22 protein-coding genes are annotated in these 26,705 nt (G+C 69.6%); 8 read left to right on the plus strand and 14 right to left on the minus strand.

All coding sequences use genetic code 11. The features are described 5' to 3' along the window. The 4 genes from VNJ48_RS19980 to VNJ48_RS19995 form a co-directional block, all read right to left on the minus strand. Window positions 1–381 (minus strand): hypothetical protein (locus VNJ48_RS19980; protein ID WP_325605408.1); only part of this gene is annotated, 381 nt, incomplete at its 3' end. 898 nt (window positions 382–1,279) lie between these two features. Further along, window positions 1,280–2,107, minus strand: coding sequence for a DMT family transporter (locus VNJ48_RS19985; protein ID WP_325605410.1), 828 nt, complete (start codon window positions 2,105–2,107; stop codon window positions 1,280–1,282). Continuing rightward, complete coding sequence (locus VNJ48_RS19990; protein WP_325605412.1) at window positions 2,107–2,586, minus strand: DUF456 domain-containing protein; 480 nt, start codon at window positions 2,584–2,586, stop codon at window positions 2,107–2,109. The genes VNJ48_RS19985 and VNJ48_RS19990 overlap by 1 nt, the downstream gene beginning before the upstream one ends. Before the next feature lie 88 nt (window positions 2,587–2,674). Further along, complete coding sequence (locus VNJ48_RS19995) at window positions 2,675–2,929, minus strand: DUF7455 domain-containing protein (RefSeq protein WP_325605414.1); 255 nt, start codon at window positions 2,927–2,929, stop codon at window positions 2,675–2,677. A 254-nt stretch (window positions 2,930–3,183) separates the two neighbouring features. On the opposite strand from VNJ48_RS19995, the gene VNJ48_RS20000 reads away from it, so the two are divergent. Continuing rightward, the gene (locus VNJ48_RS20000; RefSeq protein WP_325605417.1) at window positions 3,184–5,256 is read left to right on the plus strand and encodes a DNA topoisomerase IV subunit B; all 2,073 of its coding nucleotides are present in this window, start codon (window positions 3,184–3,186) and stop codon (window positions 5,254–5,256) included. A 219-nt stretch (window positions 5,257–5,475) separates the two neighbouring features. On the opposite strand, the gene VNJ48_RS20005 is transcribed toward VNJ48_RS20000, so the two are convergent. The 5 genes from VNJ48_RS20005 to VNJ48_RS20025 are packed head-to-tail and all read right to left on the minus strand — an operon-like array spanning window position 5,476 to window position 11,384. Beyond that, window positions 5,476–5,892 (minus strand): SdpI family protein, encoded by a 417-nt coding sequence (locus VNJ48_RS20005; RefSeq protein WP_325605419.1) that lies wholly within the window; start codon window positions 5,890–5,892, stop codon window positions 5,476–5,478. Beyond that, window positions 5,892–6,386: a carbonic anhydrase gene (locus VNJ48_RS20010; protein ID WP_325605421.1), complete on the minus strand. Its 495-nt coding sequence runs from the start codon at window positions 6,384–6,386 to the stop codon at window positions 5,892–5,894. Before VNJ48_RS20010 ends, VNJ48_RS20005 begins: the two co-directional genes overlap by 1 nt. A gap of 14 nt (window positions 6,387–6,400) precedes the next feature. Beyond that, window positions 6,401–8,158 (minus strand): MFS transporter, encoded by a 1,758-nt coding sequence (locus VNJ48_RS20015; RefSeq protein ID WP_325605423.1) that lies wholly within the window; start codon window positions 8,156–8,158, stop codon window positions 6,401–6,403. After that, on the minus strand, window positions 8,155–8,868 hold the full coding sequence (locus VNJ48_RS20020) for an LppX_LprAFG lipoprotein (protein ID WP_325605425.1): 714 nt from the start codon (window positions 8,866–8,868) through the stop codon (window positions 8,155–8,157). Before VNJ48_RS20020 ends, VNJ48_RS20015 begins: the two co-directional genes overlap by 4 nt. Before the next feature lie 17 nt (window positions 8,869–8,885). Continuing rightward, window positions 8,886–11,384 carry a DNA topoisomerase (ATP-hydrolyzing) gene (locus VNJ48_RS20025; protein WP_325605427.1) on the minus strand — a complete coding sequence of 833 codons (2,499 nt, stop codon included), beginning with the start codon at window positions 11,382–11,384 and terminating at the stop codon, window positions 8,886–8,888. A 135-nt stretch (window positions 11,385–11,519) separates the two neighbouring features. Between VNJ48_RS20025 and VNJ48_RS20030 the strand changes: the two genes are divergently transcribed. The 4 genes from VNJ48_RS20030 to VNJ48_RS20045 all read left to right on the plus strand — a co-directional run bounded on the left by VNJ48_RS20030 (window position 11,520) and on the right by VNJ48_RS20045 (window position 17,191). Beyond that, window positions 11,520–14,225, plus strand: coding sequence for a GNAT family N-acetyltransferase (locus VNJ48_RS20030; RefSeq protein ID WP_325605429.1), 2,706 nt, complete (start codon window positions 11,520–11,522; stop codon window positions 14,223–14,225). A 120-nt stretch (window positions 14,226–14,345) separates the two neighbouring features. Then, entirely contained in the window at window positions 14,346–15,380 is a 1,035-nt protein-coding gene (locus VNJ48_RS20035; protein ID WP_325605431.1) for a CAP domain-containing protein, read from the plus strand. Window positions 15,381–15,452: 72 nt separating this feature from the next. Beyond that, window positions 15,453–16,037: a DUF5998 family protein gene (locus VNJ48_RS20040; protein WP_325605433.1), complete on the plus strand. Its 585-nt coding sequence runs from the start codon at window positions 15,453–15,455 to the stop codon at window positions 16,035–16,037. Beyond that, the gene (locus VNJ48_RS20045; protein WP_325605434.1) at window positions 16,034–17,191 is read left to right on the plus strand and encodes an alkaline phosphatase family protein; all 1,158 of its coding nucleotides are present in this window, start codon (window positions 16,034–16,036) and stop codon (window positions 17,189–17,191) included. Before VNJ48_RS20040 ends, VNJ48_RS20045 begins: the two co-directional genes overlap by 4 nt. Window positions 17,192–17,194: 3 nt before the next feature. On the opposite strand, the gene VNJ48_RS20050 is transcribed toward VNJ48_RS20045, so the two are convergent. Both VNJ48_RS20050 and VNJ48_RS20055 read right to left on the minus strand, forming a co-directional pair. Continuing rightward, a complete protein-coding gene (locus VNJ48_RS20050) occupies window positions 17,195–18,451 on the minus strand; it encodes an MFS transporter (protein ID WP_325605435.1) in 1,257 nt (418 codons plus the stop codon). Between the two features lie 134 nt (window positions 18,452–18,585). Continuing rightward, window positions 18,586–20,022 (minus strand): HNH endonuclease signature motif containing protein, encoded by a 1,437-nt coding sequence (locus VNJ48_RS20055; RefSeq protein ID WP_325605436.1) that lies wholly within the window; start codon window positions 20,020–20,022, stop codon window positions 18,586–18,588. Between the two features lie 1,387 nt (window positions 20,023–21,409). Here VNJ48_RS20055 and VNJ48_RS20060 point away from each other — a divergent pair. Beyond that, a complete protein-coding gene (locus tag VNJ48_RS20060; RefSeq protein ID WP_325605438.1) occupies window positions 21,410–21,667 on the plus strand; it encodes a hypothetical protein in 258 nt (85 codons plus the stop codon). 123 nt (window positions 21,668–21,790) lie between these two features. On the opposite strand, the gene VNJ48_RS20065 is transcribed toward VNJ48_RS20060, so the two are convergent. After that, window positions 21,791–22,486 carry a thymidine kinase gene (locus VNJ48_RS20065; protein ID WP_325605440.1) on the minus strand — a complete coding sequence of 232 codons (696 nt, stop codon included), beginning with the start codon at window positions 22,484–22,486 and terminating at the stop codon, window positions 21,791–21,793. A gap of 86 nt (window positions 22,487–22,572) precedes the next feature. Between VNJ48_RS20065 and VNJ48_RS20070 the strand changes: the two genes are divergently transcribed. Both VNJ48_RS20070 and VNJ48_RS20075 read left to right on the plus strand, forming a co-directional pair. Then, window positions 22,573–23,394 carry a sulfurtransferase gene (locus VNJ48_RS20070; protein ID WP_325605442.1) on the plus strand — a complete coding sequence of 274 codons (822 nt, stop codon included), beginning with the start codon at window positions 22,573–22,575 and terminating at the stop codon, window positions 23,392–23,394. Continuing rightward, window positions 23,391–23,789: a DUF5990 family protein gene (locus VNJ48_RS20075; protein ID WP_325605444.1), complete on the plus strand. Its 399-nt coding sequence runs from the start codon at window positions 23,391–23,393 to the stop codon at window positions 23,787–23,789. The genes VNJ48_RS20070 and VNJ48_RS20075 overlap by 4 nt, the downstream gene beginning before the upstream one ends. A 22-nt stretch (window positions 23,790–23,811) precedes the next feature. Here the strand turns inward: VNJ48_RS20075 and VNJ48_RS20080 are convergent, their stop codons facing one another. Further along, window positions 23,812–24,648 (minus strand): MOSC domain-containing protein, encoded by an 837-nt coding sequence (locus VNJ48_RS20080; protein WP_325605446.1) that lies wholly within the window; start codon window positions 24,646–24,648, stop codon window positions 23,812–23,814. A gap of 23 nt (window positions 24,649–24,671) precedes the next feature. Next, window positions 24,672–26,684, minus strand: a complete 2,013-nt coding sequence (locus VNJ48_RS20085) for an SDR family oxidoreductase (protein ID WP_325605448.1) — start codon at window positions 26,682–26,684, stop codon at window positions 24,672–24,674. Between the last annotated feature and the right edge of the window lie 21 nt (window positions 26,685–26,705).

Consider the following 26,705-nt stretch of genomic DNA (forward strand, 5'->3'; position numbering starts at 1 on the left):
GTAGACGTCGATCACGGGCTCCCCCTGCCCGCGCTGCTTCAAGTGAGGCTCGATCGTCGCTGCGCGGATGTCCCTGTCTCCCGTCGAGGAGTTGCCCGAACAGTGGCCGGCATATCTGGAGGCGAACACGGTCGGGACCCCTTCCATCGAGTGGAGCGCGGTGGCGGGATAGTTCCACTCGATCTCGTGGCCGTACTCCTTGTTCTGACCGACCCAGCACCACGGCGGGCACGGGCGCTGATCCGGGTGGGTTGCCTTGTCGCTGCTGTCGGGGTAGTGCGTCGGTCGCAGGCCGAGCTTCTCAGTGAGAGCGAAGTCTGATTCCTCGACATGGTCGCGGAGGTGGTCGAGGGTGGTGGTCGGAGCGTCGGTGATGGTCATGGTTTGGTCCCTCTCAGTCGGAGATATTGCGCCCCACAGCGCTCCTGACTTGCACGCTTGCTCCGCGTGAACGCACAGCGCTCACGCGTTCCTAGTGCGCGACTACCTCGACTGAGGTCGTCGAGCCCAGCCATCGAAATTGGTCACCGACTTCATGCAACCTCAGCAGCCGCTCGCGCGTCAGTAGTAGTGGAGCGGCACGGGGGTCCGCTCTCAGAACCGCCTACGGCTCGAGGTCGTGGGCGGTTCTGTAGGTCCTACACCTCGGCCGGACAGAGCAGTCGGGGGACTAGTCATATGACTACAGACGGCGGGGCTCCGGTCTGCCTACGCTCGACTCATCCTGAGAGGGAGATTGAGCTTGATGGCGAGTTTGGGTGGCTTCGGCCTGACCCTCACCCCGGCCATGGGGTCCAACAGGAACCGCCCGCGGACACAGTCCGCGGGCGGTTCTGTTTGTCTGGTCGAGGGCGCGCCGGCAGCGTCCGGGCAGCAGTGCGACACGAGTCACAATCCGCTGACAGGTTGCTTCCCTCATGTTTACGCTGGAAGCAATCCCAAGAGGGAGTCAGAGCTCATGGCGAGTCTGGGTGGCTTCGGCCCGACCCTCACCCCGGCCATGGCTCTACAAGAGCCGCCCACGGAGCACGATCCCGCGGGCGGCTCTGTCTGTCCCGGGCGCCCGGGACAGACGGACGCGGACGCCGTCGACGAGGGAGTCGTGGGTAAAGGTTGTCCGAACTGTCCCCGAGCAGTGTTCGGGCTGCTCTAGCCTCGAGACGACAGAGCCGCCCCGGACCCGAATCCGCGGGCGGCTCCGTTACGTCTGGGCGGCGCCGGGGCCGGCTCTGGTCGCGGGCCTCCCACCTCATGGCCTCACGATAGGGGCAGCGGGGTCTCAGCCGGCGGCGACGAGAGCCACGCACAGTCCGCAGAACGCCAGCCCGACGGCCTGGCCCCGGTGGATGTGCTCGCGCAGCACAGTGGACGCGAGGAGGATCGTGAAGGCGGGGTAGAGGGAGGCGAGCACCGCTGCGACGGTCAACAGACCCGACTGCGTGGCCAAGAGGAAGCAGAGGGCCGCAGCGCTCGCCAGGGCGCCCGCCAGCAGGCCGCCGGTGACCTCGGACCGAGCGGTGGGACGCCACGTCGCCCTGAGGGCGGTCGCGGTCGCGACCACGGCGAGCAGTGCCGTGACCTGCGCGAGGGCGAGCGGCCAGAAGCCGGCTCCGTCGGGGACCTGACCGATCGCGGCGAACAACAGGCCGAAGCCGAGGCCGGCGAGGACGCCGTCGATGAGACCGGCGGCGACATTTCCCTCTCCTGGCTCCCGGCTGACCAGCCAGATGCCCGGGATCGCTGCGGCGATCCCGAGCCACACGAGAAGCTCGGGACGTTCGCCGGTGGCCACACCGACCACGACCGGCACGATGGCCGCGCCGACAGCGGAGACGGGGGCCACGACGCCCATCCGGCCGGCGGCGAGTCCTCGGTAGAGGAAGCCGCCCCCGAGCCCGGAGCCGATGCCGGCGAAGGCGCCCCAGGCGAGGTCGGCACGGGTGGCCTGACCGTCGAAGGCGAGCGCGACCAGGACCGTGGTGACGATGGCACCGACCGAGCACATGACAGCCACCGGCCAGGCGGAGGTACGACGTGCTGCGAGTCCGCCGACGAAGTCGGACAGGCCGTAGCCCAGGGCAGCGAGCAGCGCCAGGACGATGCCCATCAGCCGGTGACCAGTACGCCGACCACCCACGTGGCTGACGCCAGGAGGGCGGCGGCGAGCTCGATCAGGATCGAGAGGCCGACGGCCTTGAGAGCCGTCCGGGTGGCGGGCCCGGCGGCTGCGGCGCCGAGGCGGTGGCGCTCGGCGGCATACATCCCCAGGACGAATCCGATGAACAGCCCCACGACGGGGATGACGAAGAACCCGACGATCCCGGCAATGCCGGCGATGACCAGCGTCGATCGGGGCACGCCCGCGGCCTTGAGCCGGCGGCCCGGGACGACGTACTTCACGACCGTGCCGAGCACGAGGAACGTTGTTGCGACGGCGAAGACGAGCCAGCCGGTGGTGGTGTTGAGGTCGACGGCCCACAGCAGGATGCCCCCGAGGATGAGCAGCATGCCGGGGATCACTGGCACGACGATGCCGGCGATGCCGACGACGAGGAGGACGGCCACGACGAGTTCAGTGCTGGTCACGTGCTGAGCCTTCCACGCCGGAGGGCCGGGACAGCGACGGCCCCCGACCGGGTGGTCGGGGGCCGTCGGAGACGTCGGAGGGGCGGGATCAGAACTGGTCGTCCTGGCTGGCTGCGGGCGTGGCCTGGAGCTTGTGGGTCTCGTCCTGCACGTTGGCGGCGATCGCGCGGATCTTGTCTCCGTGCTCACGGGCGTGGTGGGCGCAGAACAGCAGCTCGCCGCCGGTCTGGAGCTCGACACGCAGGTAGGCCTGGGCACCGCAACGGTCGCAGCGGTCGCTGGCCGTCAGGGCAGCGGGTTGGGTGGCAATGGCGGTAGTCACGGCGGCCTCATCTCTTAGCATTTGGTGTCTGGTCCAACGTAGCCACCGGATCAAACATTCCCGGGCGCTGCGGTCGGGGGGACGAGTCCAGTCAACCATCTGTGGATACATCCTGATGGCGGTATCCCCAAGGTTGGGACTCATCGGGTGTTCGTTGTGTTGTGGGTGTTCGGATTGCTCGAGTGCTGTGGGCTCACCGTAGACCCGACACGGGGCTGGGATGCGCAGCGTGCCCTACCTCGTGCCGCGGCGTGTCGCAGGTAGGTTCTTTCCTTGTGGCAGCACCGGCAGACAACACCTACAACGCGGCTCATCTCCTCGTCCTCGAGGGCCTTGAAGCCGTCCGCAAACGTCCCGGCATGTACATCGGTTCGACCGACACGCGCGGTCTCATGCACTGCCTGTGGGAGATCATCGACAACGGCGTCGACGAGGCGCTCGCAGGCGTCGCGCACCGCGTCGAGATCACCCTGCACCCGGACGGGTCGGTCGAGGTGTTCGACGACGGGCGCGGCATCCCCACCGACAAGGAGCCCAAGACGGGGCTGCCGGGTGTCGAGGTGGTGGCCACCAAGCTGCACGCGGGCGGGAAGTTCGGCGGCGGCTCCTACGTCGCGACCGGCGGTCTGCACGGCGTGGGTCTCTCGGTCGTCAACGCGTTGTCGTCGCGGATGGACATCGACGTCGATCGCTCGCCCTCCCAGCAGGGGATCTCCTTCCAGCGGGGTGTCCCCGGCGTGTTCGCCGGCGACGGCCCGACAGCGCCGTTCGCCCCGCAGTCGGGACTGACTCGCAAGGGCAAGCGCGTCGCCAAGGACAAGACCGGCACCCGCGTGCACTTCTGGCCGGACCGGCAGATCTTCACCAAGGACGCTGCCGTCGAGCTCGAGGGACTGCTCGGCAGGGCGCGGCAGACCTCCTACATCGTCCCCGGCCTCGAACTGGTGATCCGCGATCGCCGGGGACCGGATCTGCTGGAGGAGAAGTTTCTCCACGAGGGCGGCATCAGCGAGTTCGCCGACTATCTCTCCCAGGGTGAGCCGGTCACCGACATCCTGCGGCTCCAGGGGATGGACACGTTCACCGAGACGGTGCCGCTGCTCGACGACAAGGGGCACATGACGGCCCAGGAGATCGAGCGGGAGCTCACCGTCGACGTGGCCCTGCGGTGGAGCAACACCTACGACACCCAGGTGCGTTCCTACGTCAACGTGATCGCCACCCCGAAGGGCGGCACGCACCTGAGCGGCTTCGAGCAGGCCATCACCGCGACCTTCAACGACGTGATGCGCGCAGCCAAGGTGCTCAAGGTCAACGACGACAACGTCATCAAGGACGACGTCCTCGAGGGGATGACCGGCATCGTGACGGTGCGGCTGGCGGAGCCCCAGTTCGAGGGCCAGACCAAGGAGATCCTCGGCACCCCCGCCGCTCGCACGGTCGTCCGCAAGGTCGTCGCTGCGGAGATGAAGAAGTTCCTGACCTCCACCAAGCGCGCCGAGAAGGCGCAGGCCAAGCTGGTGATGGACAAGGTCGTGGGCGCGTCCAAGACGCGGATCGCGGCTCGTCAGCACAAGGAGACCCAGCGGCGGAAGAACGCCCTGGAGTCGTCGGCGCTGCCCGCGAAGCTGGCCGACTGCCGCTCGGCGGACAACGAGCGGACCGAGCTCTTCATCGTCGAGGGTGACTCGGCGTTGGGTACGGCGAAGTTCGCCCGTGACTCCGAATACCAGGCGCTGCTCCCGATCCGCGGCAAGATCCTCAACGTCCAGAAGGCCTCGGTCGGCGACATGCTCAAGAACACCGAATGCGCCTCGATCATCCAGGTCGTCGGGGCCGGATCGGGCCGGACCTTCGAGATCGAGGCTGCTCGCTATGGCCGGATCATCTTCATGGCCGACGCCGACTCCGACGGATCGCACATCCGGTGCCTGCTCGCGACCCTGTTCTTCAAGTACATGCCCGAGCTGATCGAGTCGGGGCGCGTCTACACGGCCGTTCCGCCGCTGCACCGCATCGAGCTGACCAACCCCAAGAAGGGGATGGACAAATACGTCTACACCTACTCCGACGACGAGCTGCACCGCCGGCTGGCCGAGCTGAAGAAGAAGAACATGCGCTGGAAGGAGCCACCCCAGCGCTACAAGGGCCTCGGTGAGATGGACGCCGACCAGCTGGCGGAGACCACGATGGATCCGCGCCACCGCACCCTGCGCCGGCTCACCGTCGACGACGCTGAGGTCGCCGCGTCGGTCTTCGAGCTGCTGATGGGATCCGACGTCGCGCCGCGCAAGGAGTTCATCGTGGCCAACGGCGGGAGCCTGACCGACGAGGACCTCGACTTCTGAGGTTCAGCCGGACGGCGCGTCGGACGTGATGAAGTCGGGCCCGTACGCCGCAGGCGCGCTCAGTGGCGTACGCGTATGCAGCTTCGTCACGTCCGACGCGCTGCGATGCCGTCCGGGCGACAACCGCCCGAGCTCCGGATGGACTTCCGCTCCTCCGAGTGGAAGTTCAGGCGGACAGCCTCATGCGCAGCAGGCGCGCTCAGCGGCGTACGCCCAGTCCTAATCAGTGCCCTGCGGCGCGACGGCGACGTCACCCGTCGGGGCGGGGCCACCTGCGGACGCAGCGCGACTGATGGCCAGCACCGCGGCGACGTAGGTGGCGACCACGGTGATGGCGGCCGCTATGCCCAGCGCAATGCCGAACGACGCCTCACGATCGGCACCGACGGCCACCAGCGTCGCCACGGCGAGGAGTCCGGCGAGGTAGCGCCCGACCACGGTCAAGGGGAGCGCCACCTCGTGACCCCGCATCCAGGCCTCGTCCGAAGCGAGCGTGTGGCGGGTGCGGATCCCGAACGTGCGCCTCTTGGCCAGGATGCGTCCGGCGGCGCATTCCCGGGTCATCCACCACACCAGCGCGGCCACGGAGGCGCTCACGACGGCGAGCGCGGTCGCGGCGAACTCGGTGTCGGTCATCAGAACTTCTGGTCGAGCAGGCCGGTGTCGACGTTGTAGACGAAGCCGCCGACGGCGACCGAGTCGGGGATGAGCGGGTGGGAGCGCACGGTGTGGACGTCCTCCTCGAGGGCGGCGAGCTGGTCGGGGATGACGTGGAAGTGCTGCCACGACGCGTCGACGCCCATGGACTCGCCGACCTTGTCGCGGAGCTCCGCCTCGGTGAACCGGGCCATCGCGCACCGGGTGTGGGGGACGATCAGGATGCGGTTGACGCCGAGGAGGTGCGAGCCCAGCACCAGCGCCTCGAGGGCTGCGGTGGTGACCCGGCCACCCGGGTTGCGGAAGATCTTGGCGTCGCCGTACTTGAGGCCGAGCATCGCCAGCGGGTTGATGCGCGAGTCCATGCAGGTCACGATCGCGACGCCGGCGTGCGCGACCCCGTCGAAACCGCCGAGGCTGAAGTCGTCGGCGAAGGTCCGGTTGGCGGCGATGAGGTCGTTGAAGTCGTTCACGGGGAGAAAACTACTCAACTCAAGCCCTGAGGGGTGAGCAGGTCTCGCGGAGAGAGCGGGGTGGCCTTCGCCGCACGGAACAACACCAGCGCCAGGACCGCGGCGACGACGGAGCAGACCGCCGCTCCGTAGAACACCGTCTGCTCCTGCGCGATGCCGGCGACCCGCAGCAGGTCGGAGAACTCCTCGCACCTGGTCTTGCCGTCACAGACCTCTCGCGCCGACGGGACGTCGCCCTGCTCGGCGTAGTAGCGACGCAGGCCGATCGTGGTCAGGGCGGAGATGCCCACGAGCATCCCCACCATCCGGGAGACCACCACGAAGGCGCTGGCGACCCCGTGCACGTCGTCGTCGGTGTACGCGAGCAGGGCAGCGTTGACCGGGGCCAGCGCCAGGCCGAATCCCAGACCGCCGGTGATCAGGCCGAGGTTGGCGATCGGTTCCTCGACGGTGGTGAGGTCCCACTGCGCCATCAGCACGAATCCGGTCGCGGCCAGCAGCATCCCGACGGCGGTGATGACGCCGGGGGAGAAGCGGCGGATGAGGTAACCACCGATCACCGCGCCGACCGGGAGCGCGACCAGGAAGCGGACCAGCACCAGCGCGGCGGCCAGCTGCGACTCCGGATAGACGGTGGTGCGAGCGAACAAGGGGATGTCGATCAGGGCCGCGATGAGAGCGGCCCCGATGAAGAAGCTGACGAGCAGGGCGCCCCAGGCAGGGGTACGCCGCAGCGCACCGCGCGGGACGAGCGGAGCCGCTGCTCGGCGCAGGTGCAGGGCGAAGAGCACCGACGCGATGGCGGACCCGAGCAGGAACCACCAGCCGCGGTCGGAGAAGACCTGGATCTTCGGGTCGGCCGTGGCGAAGGCGAGGATCACACCGGCGAGCGCCGCCGCCAGCAGCAGCGCGCCTACGACGTCGGCCTCGCCGAGGCTGGCACCCCACTGGCGTAGGTCCAGCAGCGGCCGCTTTGCGTAGAAGCACCGCACCAGGAAGAGCACTGCCGCCGCGATGGCGACGAGGCCGATCGGGGTCAGCCAGCGTCCCGACCCGGTGTAGGGGATGAACAGCTGGCCCCACGTCAGGTCACGAAGGAGCTGCGCGGGTCTCACGAAGACCAGCGCCCCCGTGACCAGCGCCACCAGGAGGAGCAGGGCACCGAGGGGGTCCGGTCTCGCGCGTCGGCCGGGACCGGAGCCGCCCAGCGCCCGAAGTGCGAGCGCCAGGACGAGCCCCACGGCGAGGTTGATCAGGAAGATGGCGCGCCAGTCGGCGAACGCCAGCACGACGGCTCCGAACAGGGGGCCGATCACTGAGCCGATCTCCTGGACTGCCGAGACGATCCCGAGCGGGACGCCGCGACGGTCCGGGGGGTAGAGATCGGCGACCAGCGCCAGGGTGGCCGGGACGAGCCCCCCTCCGCCGACGCCCTGGAGGAACCGTCCGCCGACCATCGACGGCATGTCGTAGGCGAGGGCGGTGATCAGCGAGCCGAAGGCGAAGAGCACCAGGGAGAAGACCAGCACGGGCACGCGTCCACGCAGGTCGGCGATGCGCCCGATGAGCGGCAGCATCGCGACGTAGCCGAGCAGGAAGCCGGAGACGATCGGGGCGGCGCGCTGCAGCTGGTCGATCGGCACCCCTACGCTCGTCATCATGTCGGGCAGCGCGAGCACGACGACGTAGGTGTCCGCGGCAGCAAAGGCGACAGCAACGGCCGCCAGGCTCAACAACCCCCGGGTCGGAGCCGACCCGGTCAGTTCGCTCACGGGGCGACGATGTCCTTGCTGGTGCCGTAGTCCGCGAAGTCGACCGTGTAGGTCATCTCGTCGCTCTTCGGGTAGAAGACCCCGGTCAGCACGGCCTGGCGCAGCTCGCCGTCGTCGGAGACGAGGTACTCGGCGTCGAAGGAGTCTCCCGCGGAGCTCGGGATGACCTTCTTCATGGCCTTGCCGGGGACGGTGCCGGTGAAGGTGGTAAGGATCTCGTCGTTGTCCGCGCCGCCGCGTACGCTCTCGCCCTCCTCCAGCTCGGTGGTGACCCCGAGCAGCGAGGAGAAGCCGCTCTCGGCACTGATGAGCGCGGCGGGGTCCGGGGCACCGTAGTCGCCCGGGTCGATGTCCTGGTAGGCCCCGTCGGTGAAGGGGAGGATCGCGTGCACGACCCCGTCCACCGCGATGACCGGCACCTCGACGCTCTGCCCGCCGAAGATCACCGTGATCGTGCCCTCGAAGGCGGGTGCGTTGGTGGCGACGCCGGCCGCCTTGGTGATCCCGTTGATCCCGTCGGGGAGGTCGGTGGTCGACAACGTGAGGTTGACGCCCTCGGTCTCGTTCAGAGTGGTCGCGGCGGCGCTGAGCACCTCTTCGGGGCTCTGGTCGTCGGTCACCTTCTTCTCACCGCCGCCGCTGCACGCGGTCAGGGCCAGGGAGCCGGCAAGGACGAGCGCGAAGGGCAGGCCGGCGACGCGGGAAGTCATGCGATCAGCCTTGCACATCAGGTGTCGGCTCCTTGGCCTGAAGCCGGGTCGAGCACGCGGTCTGCGAGCAGCAGGGCGACCGGGCCCGCCACGGCGGCGATCGCCTGCGAGCCGGGGACACCGGAACCGTCGCGCCTCCCGGTCGGGGCGGGCAGATCGACTGCTGCGCCGCTCGCTGCGGCCGCACGGGCGGGAGCAGGGCCCGCCCAGGCGGTCACCAGCGTGTCCTCGCCCTTGAGGAAGCGGTGGCAGCGTACGCCGCCGGTCCCGCGTCCCTTGGCGGGGTATTCGCTGAACGGGGTGACCTTGACCGCACCGGCGTCGGTGCCGGGCAGAGCGGTCGAGGCACCGGACGCCGTCACGACGACCGACTCGTCACCGGTGGTGACGCCGAACCACGCGACTCGCTCGCCCTGGCTCACCCGCACCCCGGCGATGCCGCCTCCGGCGCGGCCCTGGGGACGCACGGCGTCGGCCCCGAAGTGCAGCAGCTGGGCGTCGGTTGTGATGAAGCACAGCGTCTCGCTGCCCGTGATGAGCTCGACGGCACCGACGACCTCGTCGCCGTCCTTCAGCGAGATCACGTCCCACTCGTCCCTGTTCAGGGCCTCGGGGTTGACTCGCTTGACGGTCCCGTCTCGGGTGCCGAGGGCGAGGCCGGGACCTTCGGTCGTCAAGGAGGTCAACGCCAGCGCCCGCTCGCCGCTGTCCAGCGAGAGCATCTCGCTGAGGGGATAGCCGCCCTGGAGGTTGGGGTCGTTGGCAGAGTCGGGAAGCTCGGGCATGTCGAGCACCGAGATCTTGAGCAGCCGACCGCGCGACGTCACGACGCCGACCTGTCCTCGGGCGGTCGTGCGGACGGCAGAGATGATCACGTCGTGGTTGGCGCGGGCCTCGCCGTGGCCCGGCTGGGCCGCGTTCGAGGTCCGGGCGACCAGCCCGGTGGAGGAGAGGAAGGCGAAGCAGGGGTCGTCGGCGACCTCCAGCGAGGCGGCGGCCGCCGTGACGGTGGTGCCGGCCGAGGCGAGCAGGACGGTCCGGCGCGGGGTGCCGTAGGTCTTGGCCACCTCCGCCAGCTCGTCCGAGACGACCCGGCGCAGGAGCTGCTCGTCGTTGAGGATCGCGTCGAGGAGCTCGATCTCGCGCTCGAGCTCGGCCTTCTCCTTGTCCAGCTCGAGCTTGGAGAACTTGGTCAGCCGGCGGAGCGGCATGTCCAGGATCCAGTCCGCCTGGATCTGGCTGAGCTCGAAGATGTCGATCAACCGCTCCTTGGCGACCGAGGCGTTGTCGGAGGTACGGATGACCTGGATGACCTCGTCGATGTCGAGGATCGCGATGAGCAGTCCCTCGACGAGGTGGAGGCGGTCGGCTGCCTTCCCGCGGCGGAACTGCGACCGGCGGCGTACGACGTCGAAGCGGTGCTTGAGGAAGACCTCCAGCAGCTCCTTGAGTCCCAGGGTGCGCGGCTGGCCGTCGACGAGGGCGACGGCGTTGATGCCGAACGAGTCCTCCATCGGGGTCAGCCTGAAGAGCTGCTCGAGCAGCGCTTCGGGGACGAACCCGTTCTTGACCTCGATGACCAGTCGCAGCCCGTGGGTGCGGTCGGTGAGGTCCTTGAGGTCGGAGATGCCCTGGATCTTCTTGGCCAGCACCAGCGCCTTGATCCGCTCGACCACGCGCTCGGTACCGACGCCGTAGGGCAGCTCGGTCACCACGATGCCCTTGCGGCGGGCGGTGACCGACTCGATCCGGGCCGTGGCGCGCATCTTGAAGGAGCCGCGGCCGGTCTCGTAGGCGTCGCGGATGCCGTCGAGGCCGACGATCTTGCCGCCGGTCGGCAGGTCCGGTCCGGGGATGAACCGCATCAGGTCGTCCAGGTCGGCCTTGGGGTGGGTGATGAGGTGGCGCAGGGCCTGCACCACCTCGACCAGGTTGTGCGGCGCGATGTTGGTCGCCATACCGACCGCGATGCCCGTCGTCCCGTTGACGATCAGGTTGGGGATGGCCGCCGGCAGGACGATCGGCTCGGTCTCGCGGGAGTCGTAGTTGGGCTTGAAGTCGACGGTCTCCTCGTCGATGGACGCCGTCATCGCCACCGCTGCCGGAAGCATCCGGCACTCGGTGTAGCGCATGGCGGCGGGGGAGTCGTCGGGCGAGCCGAAGTTGCCATGGCCGTCGATGAAGGGCACCCGCAGCGACCAGGGCTGTGCCATCCGCACGAGGGCGTCGTAGATGGCGGTGTCGCCGTGGGGGTGCAGTCGGCCCATGACCTCCCCGACGACGCGGGCGCTCTTCACGTGCCCGCGGTCGGGCCGCAGGCCCATCCGGTCCATCGTGTAGAGGATCCGTCGCTGGACGGGTTTGAGCCCGTCGCGGGCGTCGGGCAGGGCGCGCGAGTAGATGACGCTGTACGCGTATTCCAGGAACGAGGAGCGCATCTCCTCGCCGACGTCGATGTCGAGGATGTGCTCCTCGAAGTCGTCGGGGAGCGGTTGCTTGGTGGTACGTCGAGCCATGCGGGCATTCTCCCGGTCCCGCCACCGATCCGGGCACGGGGCTCGCCGGGTGTTGGCCCACACTTCGCCGTACGGCCGCGGGCGGGTGCCGTCAAGGGGCATCGGGCGCCGTCGCGAGCCTGTAGATTTCCCAAGGTGACCGAGACCGAGGCCGAGACGAGCGCGCGACCGCCGCGGCACTGGGAGGCCGACGTCCTCCTGCGCGACGGTCGAGCGGCGCACATCCGCCCGATCCGGCCCGACGACGCCGAGCTCCTGGTCGAGTTCTACAGCCGGGTCTCCGCCGAGTCCAAGTACTACCGCTTCTTCTCGCCGATGCCGTTCCTCTCCGACCGGGACGTCAAGCGGTTCACGCGCGTCGACTACGTCGAACGGGTGGCCTTCATCCTGACGGTCGCCGACGAGATGATCGCCGTCGGTCGCTACGACGCGATCGACGACGGCAAGGCTGAGGTCGCCTTCCTGGTGGAGGACAAGCACCAGGGGCGCGGGATCGGCCAGCTGCTGCTCGAGCACCTCGCGCAGGCCGGTCGTGAGCGCGGCATCGAGCGCTTCGTCGCCGAGGTGCTGCCGGACAACCAGGCCATGATCCACACCTTCCGCGACGCCGGCTATCGCGTGGCCAGCGCCTACGACGGTGGCGTGATGGAGCTCGAGTTCAACATCGACCCCACCGAGACCGCGATCGGAGTCATGGCGCAGCGTGAGCACCGCGCCGAGTCAGCGTCGATCGAGAAGTTCTTCTCCCCGCGCTCCGTCGCGATCATCGGCGCGAGCCGGCGACAGGACACCATCGGCCGGGCGCTGGTGCGCAACCTGGTGACCGGCGACTTCACCGGTCGGGTCTATGTCGTCAACCCGACGGCAGACGCGGTCTCCGGCATGCCTGCCTATCAGTCCGTCGCGGACATCCCGGGCGACGTCGACGTCGCCATCGTGGCCGTGCCTGCGGACGCCGTGCAGGACGTCGTGCTCGACTGCGCGGCCAAGGGCGTGCACGGCCTGGTGGTCATCTCGTCGGGCTTCGCAGAGACCGGCGAGGAGGGGCGGCAGCGGCAGCGGCGACTGGTCGGGCTCTCGCGCTCCTACGGCCTGCGGTTGATCGGTCCCAACGCCCTCGGCGTGATCAACACCGATCCGGACGTCAGCCTCAATGCGTCCCTGTCCCCGCTGATGCCGCCCCGGGGTCGCGCCGGCTTCTTCTGCCAGTCCGGTGCCCTGGGCTCGGCGATCCTGGAGAAGGTCAACAACCGGGGGCTCGGGTTGTCGACCTTCGTCAGCGCCGGCAACCGTGCAGACGTGTCGGGCAACGACCTCCTGCAGTACTGGCTCGAGGACGACGCCACCGAGGTCGTGCTGCTCTACCTCGAGTCGATCGGCAACCCGCGCAAGTTCTCCCGCATTGCCCGGCGCGTCAGCCGCCGCAAGCCCATCATTGCGGTGCGGTCGGGCCGCAGCACCCAGGGCGTACCCATGGGACATGCCGTGCGGAAGATCGCCGCTCCCTCGCAGGCCGTCGACGCGATGTTCCGGCAGGCGGGGGTGATCCAGGTCGACACGTTGGAGGAGATGTTCGACGTCGCGCAGCTGTTGGCCCACCAACCGCTGCCCCGGGGTCGCCGCGTCGCAGTCGTGGGCAACTCCGACGCCCTCGGGCTGCTCGCGGCCGATGCGGCCACCGGCGTCGGCCTGGTCGTCAACAAGCAGGTGGCACTGGGCGCGGACGCCGGCGCAGAGGACTTCGAGGACGCGCTCGACGCAGCCATCGACGACCCCGAGGTCGACGCCGTCGCGGCGATCTACATCCCGCCCCTCAACGTCTCCGGCGAGGACGTCGCCAACGTGCTCGCCGCCGTGGGGGAGCAGTCCGACAAGCCGATCGTCTCGACGTTCCTCGGCGCGGAGGGTGTCCCCGAGCTGCTCCGGGTCCCCGATGTCGCGGGATCGAGCGCCGGGCGCGGCTCGGTGCCGTCCTACCCGGCCGTGGAAGCCGCTGTCCGCGCGCTGGCGCACGTCGTTGAATACGCCGTGTGGCTGCGCACCCCTGACAAGGCGGCGAGCAGCGCGGACCGCGTGGACCCCCAGGCCGGGCGGCGCCTGGTCAACGAGCTGTTGATGAAGCACCCGGACGGGCACGACCTCACCCTGGAGGAGCAGAAGCAGCTGCTGGGGGCCTACGGCATCGACCTGTGGGAGACGCTCTCGGTGTCGAGCGTCAAGGAGGCGACCGCCGCGGGGGAGCACCTCGGGTGGGACGTCGTGCTCAAGGCGACGGCCGACCACCTGCGGCACCGACCCGACCTGGCGCACGTATGGCGCAACATCGACAACTCCGCGGAGATGGCCCACGCGTGGAACTCGCTGAGCGCGGTCATCACCGAGCCCGCCAACGCCGGCTTCGTCGTGCAGAGGAACGCACCGCCCGGCGTGCCGGTCGCGATCTCGACCCTCGAGGACCCGCTGTTCGGCCCGGTGATCTCCTTCGGCATCGGCGGACCGCTCACCGAGCTGCTGGGCGACCGGTCGTTCCGGATCCCGCCGTTGGCCGATCACGACGCACAGGACATGGTGCGCGAGATCAAGGCGTCGCCGATCCTCTTCGGCTACCGCGGCAGCGAGATCGTCGACGTGACCGAGATCGAGCGGCTGGTCGGCCGGGCGGCGCAGATCCAGCACGACCTGCAGCAGGTCCGGTCGCTCGACCTCCCGTTGATCCTGGCGGGCGCCAGCGGAGCGTCGGTGCTGGGAGCGGCGATCCGGATCGAGCCCGTCGTGGATCCGCGATCGGACTGGTTCGTACGCCGCCTGTCCACGCCCCCCGGCGACACCCTGCCCGACTGAGCGGAGCCGGCGAGCGCTGACCCTGCGCGGAGCGGAGCCGCGTATCCTGCCCGGACGCCACTGCCGTGCATGCCCGGGTCGGCTCGTCGGGCGTGACCAGGTTTTGGGAGGACCTAGACGATGAGCGCACATCACACGAGGACTTGGGCCGCGGTCGGCGTCGGGGCGCTGCTGACGACGCTGCTCACGCTGCCCGCCGCGGCCACGCCGTCCGTCCCGGGCGAACGGCATGGCGAGGTCGCAGACGCGCGATGCACGTCCGGGACCAAGTCGGTGGACCTGCGGCGCTCTCGGGTGCGGGTCTCCCGCACGAGCCTGTCGACGGTGCGGGTCCGCCCTGCCGCTGGCGGCGGGTTCGTCGCTGACGCGAGCGTTGGCGTGAAGGGCACTGCGTGGGCCACGGTCCGGGTCAAGGCTGATGCCTGTCCGATCGGTAGGCCGGGTCCGGAGGCGGTCACCAGGACCGCCGGTTGGACCGGGACCAGGATCGGACGGGTCGCGCGCGTGCGGCACCCCCAGCGGGTGGCAGCACGCAAGAACGCGATCACGCAGGCCACGCACAGGGGCAGGGATCGGATCCGCGGGGAAGCGGTCAGGAGAGCAACTGCTACGGCCGCGAGAGACGCCATGGAGAAGTCCCGGGGACTGGGAGTCCCGTCCCCGGGGCCCCGTCCGCCGACGACCGAGGAGCTCCAGGCGTTCGCGGTCAATGTCCGCGCGGCGATCGTGACATACACCAACATCGAGCGCGCCAGGGCGAGTGTGGCGCCCCTCACGACGATGCAGCCGGTGACGACCGGAGCGCAGGACAGGGCGCAGTCCATGACCAGTCGCGAGGTCCTCGAGCCTGCCTCGGCGACCGAGGTGAGGAACAACCCGGGGGTCGAACAGTGCACCGAGCAGCGCGTCGTCTCTGAGCTCATCTACGGGTTCACCCTGGTGGACGGGTTCAGCGACGAGGTGGCCGATGAGCAGGCACGTCTGAGTGTGGCGTCCTGGGTGAGTTCGCCCCAGCCCCACCAGGTCATGGTCGATGCTGCCTACAGCCGCACCGGGGTCGGGGTCGGCCTCGCCCGAAGCGACCTGCCCGGCATCTGGCGCGTGGGTGTCGTCCAGCGCCTCTGGGGTGGCGACTGCCCGCAGCACGCCGGCTAGAACCCCCATGACCCACTGACCGCCCACTGACTGCTCGACCCGGTCGGTACGTCGCGTGACAGACTGCCCCGCATGCGCAGCAAGACGAGCGAGCCCGGGCCGGGAACAGACCTCCGCCGGGCCATCGACCACACCGGCTACTACCCCGAGGTCGTCTCCGACGGCGTGTTCTCCGCCGTCGGTGGCGAGGAGCTCGTGGCCTTCTACCTGCACCACGAGCCGACCTTCGACCGTGACGAGGTGCGTCGCCACCTCACCGTCGCGGTGCTCACGCCGACACGACTGGTCCTGGCGCACACCGACGAGCACCCGGGCGACGACCTGCTCCCTGACCCCTACACCTCGACGTCGACCGAGGCGGTGTCCCTGTCGACCATCCGCTCGGTCGTGGTGACCCGGATGATCGCCAACCCGACGTCCGGCCCGTCCTCGCCGGCCGAGGCCGTCATGACGATCGGCTGGGGCGGGGTGGGTCGCATCGACCTGGAGCCTGCCGGCTGCGCCGACCCCGAGTGCGACGCGGACCACGGCTACACCGGCACCATCGCCGGCGACGACTTCTCGCTCCGGGTCTCGGCGGCGGCCGACGGCGGCGAAGCGGTCGGGCGACTGCTGGCGTTCGCCGAGGCCCTCTCGTCCCTGACCCGGGGCGCATGAGCGAGCGGAGCGACGCGGGCACGCCCGCCATCGACTTCACCCTCCCCGCCTACGGTGAACGCTCCCTCGGTGACGTGGTCCCGGCGGTCGCGCGCGGGCTGGGGTTGGCGGCCACGGTCGCCGGGCAGCCGCCTTCCGACCTGGTGATGCCTGACGCGTCGGCGTACGTCGTGTTCCTCATCGACGGGCTGGGCTCAGAGCTCCTGGACCGGCACCGGCGCTCGGCGCCCTTCCTGTCCTCCCTCGTGCAGGGTGGGGCGGTCGGCACCGCGGGGGTCCCCTCGACGACCGCCACCAGCCTGACGTCGTTCGGGACCGGGCTCGTCCCGGGCGCGCACGGGCTCATCGGCTACACCGCGCGCATCCCCGGCACCGACCGGCTGCTCAACCACCTCTCGTGGGACAAGTCGGTCGATCCTCTTGAGTGGCAGCCCCACCCGACCGCGTTCTCCCGGCTCGCCGCCGCGGGCGTCCACGTCACCGTGGTCAACAAGCGCGACTTCGCCGGGTCCGGCCTGACCCTGGCGGCGCACCGGGGAGCGGGTTTCGTGGGGGCGGATCGCGTCGGTGAGCGGATCGCGGCCATGGTGACGGCCGCCGGACACACCCCGTCGCTGACCTACGTCTACGACTCCGACCTCGACTGGACCGGTCACAAGTTCGGCGTGGCCTCGACGCAGTGGCTGCAGCAGCTGGCCATGGTCGACGCGGAGGCCGAGCAGATGCGAGAGGCGCTGCCGCACTCGGTCCGGTTCGTCGTCGTGGCCGACCACGGCATGGTCGACTCGCCGAAGTCGTCGCGGGTCGATGTCGAGGACGTGCCGGGGCTGCGTGACGGCGTCGACCTGCTCGGCGGGGAGGCACGCTTCCGGCACCTCTACTGTTCGCGCGGTGCGCTCGACTCCGTCGTCTCGACCTGGCGCGAGGTGCTCGGCGACCGGGCGCTCGTCCTCACCCGCGACGACGCGGTCGCGCGTGGCTGGTTCGGCGACATGGCACCCGCGGTGGCTCCTCGGGTCGGAGACGTCCTCGTCGCCTGCCGCGGGGATGCGGCAGTCGTCACCACCCGCGACTTCCCCTACGAGAAGTCGCTCGTCGGTCTGCACGGCTCGCTGACGCCGGATGAGATGCTCATCCCGATCCTGGTCAGCTGAGCCTCACTCGATCACCTCACGGAGGTGCCGCAACGGACTGGCCGTCTGGACGAGCGGGGAGAGCGCCGTCACCGGAACGAGCAGCCACAAGGCGGTGCCCGAGCTGAAGGCACCGGCCGCCCACCCGCCCAGCACCCCGCCGACCGGGATCATGCTCCACGACACGAAGCGCACCGTCGCCATCACCCGCGCGAGCATCTCCGGCGGGCTCTCCTGTTGCCGGTAGGTCCTGGTGATGACCGAGAGGATCACCGTGAAGAACGCGAAGAGTGCGTTGCCCGCCGCGAACGCGACCAGGCCGAGGGTGGCGTCTCCCAGTGGCATCAGCGCCACGGCCGGCACGGAGAGCCAGGCGCTCCACAGCAGCATCCGGCCGCTACCCCACCGTCGCGTGAGGCGAGGACCGAACGTCGCACCGAGCAGCGCGCCGACTCCCTCCGTGGCCAGGACCAGGCCGAACACGCCCGGCGATGCGCCCAGCTCGCGGACGACGTACAGCGGGGTCAGGGTGAGCAGGAAGCCGCAGGCGAGGTTGATCGCAGCTGCGTCGAGCATCATCGGTCGCATCAGCGGGTGCGTGACGACGAAGTTCCACCCCTCGCGGATCTGGCTGCGCATCGGTTGGCGCTCCACCGCGACGGGTATGGAGCGGGGGAGCGTCCACATGAGGGCCCCGGAGACCAGGTAGCTGACCGCGTCCAGCACGAAGGCGACCGGTGCGCCCAGCCAGCCGACGAAGACGCCCGCTGCCGGCGGGGCGCCGAGCTGGGTCATGGCGTCGGTGCCGCTCATCAGCGAGTTGCGGGACACGAGCTGCTCCCGCGGGACAACGCTCGGGATGTACGTCGTGTTGGCGACGAAGGCGAAGACGTTGGCGAAGCCGACGGTCAGGGCGGCCACCCAGAGATGCACCATCGAGAGGTCGCCCAGCATCCACATCACCGCCGGGAGGAGCATGGCGAACCCGCGCGTGAAGTCGACGGTGGCCTGCAGGCCGCGCAGGGGGAGGTGGGTGACGAGCGCGCCCGCCGGCAGGGTCAGCAGCAGCCAGCCGAGGTCTCCCGCGGCCACGAGCAGCCCGACCTGCCATGCGGTCGCGTCAAGGAGGCTGACGGCTGCGAGCGGGAGGGCCACCGCGGTGAAGGCCGAGCCGACCTGGCTGGTGGTCGTGGCCGTCCAGTAGCGCCAGAAGACCGAGGCCGGGTGTTGCCGCGGCTCTTCGACGCGCGATTCTTGGTCCGTGGATGGTGCATCCGTCACTACTGCCCCCGAGTGTTTGTGCCTGCTCTTGACGCTCGGGAACCTACTGGAGCCACCGCTCAGCCTGCACCTTCGTCCTCGGGACATGCCCGTGGCCCCGCGGCCGGTGGTCTGCGGGGTGTGGGGCGGTGTCGCTACTGGTCGGGCGGGTGGCCGGTGGGGCGTTCGGCCGGGCCGTGGGTCGGGCGTTCGGTCGGGCTCTGGGTCGGGCGTTCGGTCGGGCGTTCGGGTCGTGGTTCGGGTCGTGGTTCCGGCTCGAGGGGGCGTGATCCGGTGTGGTCGCGGAGGAACTGGTCTCCCAGGGGGCTGGTCCAGATGAACACCCCGGGGTCGGTCATGCGGTATCGCCAGCGGCCCTTGGTCTTGAGGCGGTGGTGTCGTCGGCAGAGCGGTGCGAGGTTGTCGGTGCTGGTGGGTCCGCCGCGGGTGGGGTCGGTGTGGTCGAAGGGGACGACGTGGTCGAGGTCGCAGCGCCTGGCGTTGCGGCCGCACCACGGGAAGACGCAGGTCCGGTCGCGGGTGATGACGTGGTCGCGGATCCGGTCGGTGGGCGTGTAGCCGGCCGTCTCCAACCGCTCGTGGAGGTCGATCACGGGCTTCACGGTGATCTGGACGCCGGGGCGTCCGCACCAGTCGCGGATCTGGTCGGCTGTGAGGCCGCGGTGGCCGGCTTGTTCGACGTACCCGCTCAGGCACTTGTCCCCGTCGGGGTTGATGCGGAGGATCGCGTCGGCGGAGAGGTGCGCGTGGAGCACGATCTGCGTCGTCGCCGGCTTGGCTGACGTGGCTGTGCGCTCGTCGGAGGAAACATCGTCGAACCCGAACGCGAGCTGGTGGCGGGCCAGGTCACCGAGCGCGGTGGCGCGGCGCCCGTCGAGGGTGTCGGTCGAGCCCAGGTCAGCAAGCCGAGCGGCCCCGTCTGCGACCGCCTGAGCGAGGCCGAGGGCGTCGGGGACCTCGAGGTCGGCTTCGAGGTGCATGGTGCCGTCGAAGGACACCTGGTCACAGACGAAGGTGACGTGCCGCTTGTCTGCTGCGGCTTCGATCTCTGCTGCCAGCTGGTCGGGCATGAACCGGGCCCGGGCGTGGGCGACGAGTCGCATGAGCTGGGAGGGGGTGACGCGGTTGGCGCACCACGCGGTCTGCTGGTCCACGAACGCAGCCGCTTCCGGTGTGAGGTCGACGGTGGTCTGCGCGATGACCCGCGCCCGCCACGGCGTCACGTCGCCCATCAGGACCGCGGCCCACAGCCGTGGCAGGCGGTAGCGGAGCTCGATGACGTCGGTGAGGTACGACCCGACCGAGTCGCACGTCGTGCCGAGCTTGGTCGCGACCTCAGGGACGCAGAACTCGTCAATCGCCGGCGACCCCTCCCCGGCGAGGGTCTTGGGCGATTGGAAGCACCCGGCGGGGTCCTCCGAGTTCGCGGCCGGGTGCAGTGCGACCCAGTGCGCTGCGAGCTGCATCGACCTGACGTCGGAGGCCCGCCGCAGGTCCTGCTCGGACCGCAACGCAGTCAACACCTCTGCTGGGGAGTCCGGCAAAGTGGCGGTGGTGGCGGTCGCTTGCATGACTCAACCCAAGCAGGGGCCACCGACAGCGACGGCCCGAAATCGGCCCTTCTCGGCGGTCCAGTGCAAGAAACCTTGAGAATCTTGTTCAGCCGACTGGTGGCAAGAAGGGCAAGTGCCAGCACCCGAGGATTGGCATCTGCCGCTCTGGACTAGCGATCCACTCGGAGCAGGTGGGCTATTCGCTGTTGGACCATGTCTCGCACCGTGCGGCGCGACGACGAGTCCGCGTATGTCGGATCCGAGCCGTCTGCGACGAAGACGGCGTCTGTGAACTCGTCCACAGTGGTGGGCAAGCTCGCCAACAGGTCCCTTCGTGCCTCGCCGGAAAGGATGAAGCCCAGCCGACCGCAGAGTTCGTCGAGTAACACTCCGACGGCCTTCTCCGGCGATGCGTCTCTACTGTCGAGCGCCCGGCTCGATCTGCGTCTCGACATGCCTCCATGGTGAGGGACGTCCACCGTCAGGACCAGCTCGACGCACCGCCGGCACTGGGCAAACGGCTCGCGCCACTCTCCTACTGTGGCCGCCATTGCACGACCGGGGACGTGGCAGGTCTCCTTCACGGGGGCTGGGCTCGCTCAGCCAGCCGAACGACTGGTGACCCTGGACCCGGCAGGGACCTCCTCGAGCGACGCTCCGTAGAGAAGCACGGACGGCCCTTCTCTAGGTTCGGGCTCGTCCTCCAGAGGGAAGTCCAGTCGAGCCTCGAAGACTGTAGAGTCGCCGTGGTTGGCCCGCATCACGTCAGCGATGAACGGTGTGATGAAGGTTCCGGGAGCGGGACCCTTGGGGCCCGACACGAGGCTGCCGAACACAACGATGAACTCGCCTTCAGTGCGACCGCTCGGCACGTAGAACCTGCCGTCGGTCACGAATTCGATGGCTGGGTGCCGGTCCTCCACACCGCGATCTTGCCACCGACCGGCCAGATCTGCCGCGTGAACACGTCCCTCGTGCCGATGAGCGGTCACCCGGTGAGCATGAGGTGAAGGTCCGCTTCGTCGGTCTCGAACCAGCCGGACTCTGCCTCCCACGACAGGTGTAACCCGAAAGTGTTCCGGGCTGGGCGAGCAAGTGCTTCGCAGGGAGCTCAGCGCGGCTCGGTTGCCTTGAATGCCAACCAGCTTCTCGTTCTCGTTGAAGGACACCCGTAGCTTGAATGGGGCCCGCGTCCGTCCAGAGCCCGCACGCTAACGGTCACTGGCAGTGGCTGCTCCGACTCGCTACTCATGTGGCCAGTCAAGCTCAGCCCAACACGCGTCCGGATCTTCCGATCTGCAGGCGCCGCCTGACCGCACGGATCGTCGGTTCGGTGCACCACGGGAGGGGACCTCCGCTCAGGCTCATTCACCCGCTGACCGCCTAGCTAAGCTAGGCTCGGCTCATGGGATTTGCGTTCCTCCCTCCTTCTCGCTGGCGAGTCACGCTTGCTGACGGCTCGATAGTGGACGTCTGGGCTGACGGGTACACGGGAGGTGATGCGGATCAGAAGGACTATGAGTTCAGCGTCATCATCGATCTGGACCCGGACGATGAGACCAAGTACGAGGTGTCTCCGGACGCACTGGAGATTCGTGGCGGTGCCGTCGTGACCGTGGCTCGGTTCCCTCGAGCGTCGGTCGGCGACATCAATTCCGCTTAGCCTCTGCTGCCGCGTTGCAGGCGGCCACGCTCGTTCGCAACTGGCGCGACTCGAGCATCCGGGCTCGACCGCCAAGCGCGGTAAGAATTCGCCGCAGGGGCTGATAGGAGTCGCTGGCTCGCCTCAGCCGAAGGGCAGCGGCTCAGGCGCCAGCGAGACCGCCTTGGCCCGAGCAGCGGTGAGGCGGCGCCGGTGGTGCTGACGGCACAGCACCTCGTAGGCGACCTCGGGGGTCGGGTGGTCTGAAACCCGTGGCCGCGGTCGCGGGACTGAACCCTCGTCGTCCCCGTCGGCCACGTCGCCGACCACCACCACGTCACCCTCGACCACCATGACGCCGTCCTCCGTGCGGGCGTTGTGCGTGGCGCGCTTGCCGCACCAGCACAACGCCTCGACCTGGAGGACGTTCATCCGGTCGGCGAGCTCGACGAGGCGGGCGCTGCCGGGGAAGAGGAACGAGCGGAAGTCGGTGAGGATGCCGAAGGCGAAGACGTCGATCTGGAGCTCGTCGACGATCTTGGCGAGCTGATCGATCTGGTCGGGGGAGTAGAACTGGGCCTCGTCGCAGATCAGGTAGTCGATTCGGCCGCCGGCAGTGAGGGAGCTGACGACGTAGCGCCAGAAGTCGAAGTCGGAGTCGACCTCGAGGGCGTCGTGCGTCAGCCCGAGCCGGCTCGACAGCACCGCCTGTCCGGCGCGGTCGTGGGTGGTGAAGATCCGTCCGACCCGCCCGCGCGTCGCGTGGTTGTGGTTGGTCTGCAGCGCGAGGGTCGACTTCCCGGAGTCCATCGTGCCGGTGAAGAATTGCAGTTCAGCCACGAGGCGGGATCCTTTCACATGCTCCGGGTGCTGCCTCGCACCGTCTGCGCTCCTCGTCCCCGATGAGCGGCGCTACGGTGGGCGACGTGAGCTCACCGCTGATCTCGGCCGCCGAGCTGGCCTCGTCGCTCGGCCGCGTCATCGTCCTGGACGTGCGCTACCGCATGGGCGGGCCTCCCGGTCGCGAGGAGTACGCCGCAGGCCACATCTCCGGTGCGGCGTACGTCGATCTCGACACGGACCTCGCGGACGCTCCCGCCGAGCCCGTCGACGACCGCGGGCGGCATCCGCTGCCTGACCCCGACGTGTTCGTGGCCGCCATGCAGAGGGCGGGGGTGCACACGGACCTGCCAGTGGTGGTCTACGACGACTGGCAGGGGCGCGCAGCGAGCCGTGCCTGGTGGCTGCTTCGCCACTACGGGCACCGGGACGTGCGGGTGCTCGATGGCGGCTGGGGTGCTTGGGTGGCAGCGGGCGGTGACGTGGAGACAGGGGAGCCGGCGACACTGCGCGGCGACTTCCACGGGACACCCGGATCGATGCCGGTCGTCGACGCTGACGGCCTGCTCGCCGTCGACGTGGTCGTGGACGCCCGCGCACCCGAGCGCCACCGGGGCGAGGTGGAACCGGTCGACCCGGTCGCCGGGCACGTGCCGGGAGCGGTCAACGTCGACACCGGGCGCAACCTCGCACAGGACGGGCGCTTCCGCGACGCCACGGAGCTCCGCACCCTCTATGCGGGCGTCGGCGTCACCCCGGGCGGGAACGTCGCGGCCTACTGCGGATCCGGCGTCACCGCGACCCACGACATCCTCGCCATGGAGGTCGCCGGCACCCGGGCCGCGCTCTTCCCCGCCAGCTGGTCGGGGTGGGTCGCCGACCCGGCCCGGGAGGTCGAACGAGGATGAGGATCCGGATCGAGGGTCACACGCTGCCCGGCCGCAATCCGGGCGGCCACCGTGACGTGCAGGTGGGCATCCAGCTCCGCCGAGATCCGGTGGAGGTCGTGCCCGCCGACGTCGCCCACGCCGTCTGGGAGATCGATGTCGCGGAGTCGTACGCCGCAGGCGACCGCGACTTCCGTGGTCCGGCCGTGCAGGGCAAGCGCGGCGAGCGATTCATCTACCTGACGTGGCTCGAGGGCCCCGACGCGACGATGTTCCGGCGCGCCAAGCTGATGTTGGCCGGCGCACCCGACGCACCCTCGGTCACGGCGCGCGTCAACCTCACCGACGAGTGCGGCCTGCCGCGGTGTGCACGGCTGTCTCCCCCCGCGGTCGAGTGGTCCGAGGACCTCGGCTGACGCGGACCCAGTCGACCCGGCCTCAGCTCACGTCAACGTGGTCGCCGACCCGGACGATGCCCGTCGTCTCCGGGATCAGGTTGGTCGCGAACATCGTCAAGCTGTCGACGAGCCGGTGCCGGGCCAGCGTGCGGATCGGCTCCTTGTTCGTCTGGAGCGAGTCCAGGTCGATGGTCGTGATCACACACCGAGCGTTCGGCTTGGCCACCCGGAAACGGACGTCGCCGACCTGCACGGAGGTCCAGTCGTCCTCGCCGAACGCCGTGTCGCCGTCGACCACGAGGTTGGGCCGGAAGCGCTCCATGGGCAGCGGGGCGGACGGGTCCTCGCCGCGTTCGAGCGCGCCTTCGATGATCCAGTCGTTGAGCTGCCGCAACGACGCCTCGGAGGCGATCGTGACCGGGTAGCCGTCGGCATACGCCGTGAAGTCCTCGGGGCGGGAGTGCGCGGGGTCCAGGGTGCGCCGGGTCGGGTCGTCGCACCAGAGGAGGCGCAGGTCGTCGCGACGCAGGGACTTCTGGACCCAGGCGTCTGCCTCGAGACCCACCGGGATGCCCTCGAGCTCCTGGCTGAACACCCGCGCGCGGACGCGGTCGCCGACCGGCTGGTCGAGGAGCAGGTCCGGCATCTCCGGGGCACGCAGCCGCAGCGCCGACGCGACGGACGGATCGGTGGCGGGGGTGTCGGCCACGATCGTGAAGAGCGGGTGCTCCTCGCGCGCCGTGACCATCACCCCGTCGGCATCGACCACGACCCAGGCGCGGTCGCCCTCGAGGCCTCCGAGCAGCACCCGGGCCGACCCGACCGGGCGGATCGCAGTGCTCTTGACGGGATGGATGGCGAGACCGGTCAGCAGCATGCGGGCCAGCCTAGGTGAGGCGACTACCAGTGGACGCCCTTGAACATCCTGGCGAGCATGACTTGTTCGGACTCACGGGTGCCGCCGCCCTCCGGCACCGTGCCCTTGGCCGCAGCCGAGTCCGGGAAGACGTTGTAGGCCATGTTGAGGATCCGGAACGTGAGCTTGGGCGCGACCGTGTGCATGACCGCTCCGACATTGCCGAGCGCAGTGTTGATCTCGTGCGGCTTCTCGACCATCGCCCGGACCAGCATGTCAGCGGCCTGGGCGGGGGAGATCATGGGGAACTTGTCGTAGAGCGTCGTCGGCGCGGTCATCGGCGTCCGCACGAGGGGCATGTGGATGTTGGTGAACGTGATGCCGTTGCCCACGACCTCGCTGGCCACGACGTTGGACCACGAGTCGAGGGCAGACTTGGACGCGACGTACGCGGAGAAGCGGGGCGGGTTGGTCTGCACCCCGATCGAGGAGACGTTGACGACGTGACCCGACTGCTGCTCCTGCATCTTCGGCATCAGGCCCATCACGAGCCGGATCGCGCCGAAGTAGTTGAGCTGCATGGTCCGCTCGAAGTCGTGGAAGCGGTCCTGCGAGAGCCGCAGCGAGCGCCGGATGGAGCGACCGGCGTTGTTGACGATGACGTCGACCGACGGCAGCTCGGCCACCATCTGCTCGCACATCGCGTCGATGGCCTCGAGGTCGGAGAGGTCGCACGCGTAGACGTGCGCCTGGCCGCCGTGCCTCTCGATCAACGCGCGGGTCTCCTCCAGCTTGTCCTTCCCGCGGGCGACCAGGACCGGGACACCACCGGCCTGCGCGACCTTGAGCGCCGTGACCAGACCGATGCCCGAGGAGGCGCCGGTGATGACGACGTGCTTGCCCTGAAGGGCCGCGCGGTTGGCCGAGCTCGTGCCCGTCGTCGGGTCGAGGTGGTCCTCCCAGTAGCCCCACAGCGTGCGGGCGTAGGACTCCAGGTCGGGCACTGCGATGCCCGATCCGGCCAGTGCCTTCGCCGTACGCCGCGAGTCGAAGACCGCCGCGAAGCTGGTGTGTCCCAGCACCTCCGCCGGGATGCCGGCCCGGCCGATCGTCTGGTCGAGCAGCAGCTGCACCGGAGCCGAGCGGACCAGGGCACCCACCATGGCCGAGGGCCGCAGCGCGTGGGGGACCAGCGCCAGAGGACCCATCCGGGCGACCCGACGGTCGATCGGGGTGGCGAAGCGGGGCGCGCCGGCCGCGGCGCAGAACAGGTTGAGCGTGTCGACCACCGGCTGGGGCTCCGGGTTGACGAGGTGGAAGGCCTCGCCGTCACGCCCGGGCAGGTGCGCCAGGTGGTCCATTGCCTTGGCTACGTAGTCGACCGGGACCACGTTGGTGTCTCCCAGGTCGACACCCACCAGGGGCAACCAGGCCGGCAGGCTGTCGCGCAGCAGCTTGAGCAGCGGGAAGAGGTAGTAGGGCCCGTCGACCTTGTCCATCGCACCGGTCTCGGAGTGGCCGACGACGATCGCCGGCCGGTAGACCCGCCACGGGACCGTCGCCTCGTCGCGGACGAGCGCCTCGGACTCGTACTTCGTGCGGTGGTAGGGAGAAGGGAGGTGCTGGCCCTCGGCGAACATCGTCTCGTCGAAGGCGCCGCGGAAGTCACCGGCCACGGCGACGCTCGAGGCGTGGTGGAAGCAGCCCGCGCCCACCTGCTCGGCGAGGTCGAGGGCGTGACGAGTGCCCTCGACGTTCATCGCGTCGTTGGCCGCGGCGTCTGCGGTCATGTCGTAGATCGCGGCCAGGTGGAAGAAGTGGTCGATCCGGCCGCGCTGGGCCTTCACCCACGTCGGGTCGACGCCGAGACCGTCCTGGCCCAGGTCACCGACGACCGGGATCACCCGGTCGGTCGCCCATTGGTCGACCAACGCATCGAGTCGAGCCTTCGAGCCGGACCGGACGAGGACGAAGACGTCGCCCCGGCGGTGCCCGAGGAGCTCCTCGACGAGGTGGCGACCGATGAACCCGGTGGCACCGGTGAGGAAGTACGACATCTCCGGAGACTAGTGTCCCGG

It is taken from the genome of Nocardioides sp. (genome assembly GCF_035576065.1).
GTDB lineage: Bacteria > Actinomycetota > Actinomycetes > Propionibacteriales > Nocardioidaceae > Nocardioides.

Excerpts from the sequence above, each read along its gene's own strand:
- VNJ48_RS19985 (WP_325605410.1), bottom strand. The coding sequence starts at position 2,107 with ATGGGCATCGTCCTGGCGCTGCTCGCTGCCCTGGGCTACGGCCTGTCC.
- VNJ48_RS19995 (WP_325605414.1), bottom strand. The coding sequence starts at position 2,929 with ATGCTAAGAGATGAGGCCGCCGTGACTACCGCCATTGCCACCCAACCC.
- VNJ48_RS20005 (WP_325605419.1), bottom strand. The coding sequence starts at position 5,892 with ATGACCGACACCGAGTTCGCCGCGACCGCGCTCGCCGTCGTGAGCGCC.
- VNJ48_RS20020 (WP_325605425.1), bottom strand. The coding sequence starts at position 8,868 with ATGACTTCCCGCGTCGCCGGCCTGCCCTTCGCGCTCGTCCTTGCCGGC.
- VNJ48_RS20025 (WP_325605427.1), bottom strand. The coding sequence starts at position 11,384 with ATGGCTCGACGTACCACCAAGCAACCGCTCCCCGACGACTTCGAGGAG.
- VNJ48_RS20035 (WP_325605431.1), top strand. The coding sequence starts at position 14,346 with ATGAGCGCACATCACACGAGGACTTGGGCCGCGGTCGGCGTCGGGGCG.
- VNJ48_RS20040 (WP_325605433.1), top strand. The coding sequence starts at position 15,453 with ATGCGCAGCAAGACGAGCGAGCCCGGGCCGGGAACAGACCTCCGCCGG.
- VNJ48_RS20045 (WP_325605434.1), top strand. The coding sequence starts at position 16,034 with ATGAGCGAGCGGAGCGACGCGGGCACGCCCGCCATCGACTTCACCCTC.
- VNJ48_RS20055 (WP_325605436.1), bottom strand. The coding sequence starts at position 20,022 with ATGCAAGCGACCGCCACCACCGCCACTTTGCCGGACTCCCCAGCAGAG.
- VNJ48_RS20060 (WP_325605438.1), top strand. The coding sequence starts at position 21,410 with ATGGGATTTGCGTTCCTCCCTCCTTCTCGCTGGCGAGTCACGCTTGCT.
- VNJ48_RS20075 (WP_325605444.1), top strand. The coding sequence starts at position 23,391 with ATGAGGATCCGGATCGAGGGTCACACGCTGCCCGGCCGCAATCCGGGC.
- VNJ48_RS20080 (WP_325605446.1), bottom strand. The coding sequence starts at position 24,648 with ATGCTGCTGACCGGTCTCGCCATCCATCCCGTCAAGAGCACTGCGATC.
- VNJ48_RS20085 (WP_325605448.1), bottom strand. The coding sequence starts at position 26,684 with ATGTCGTACTTCCTCACCGGTGCCACCGGGTTCATCGGTCGCCACCTC.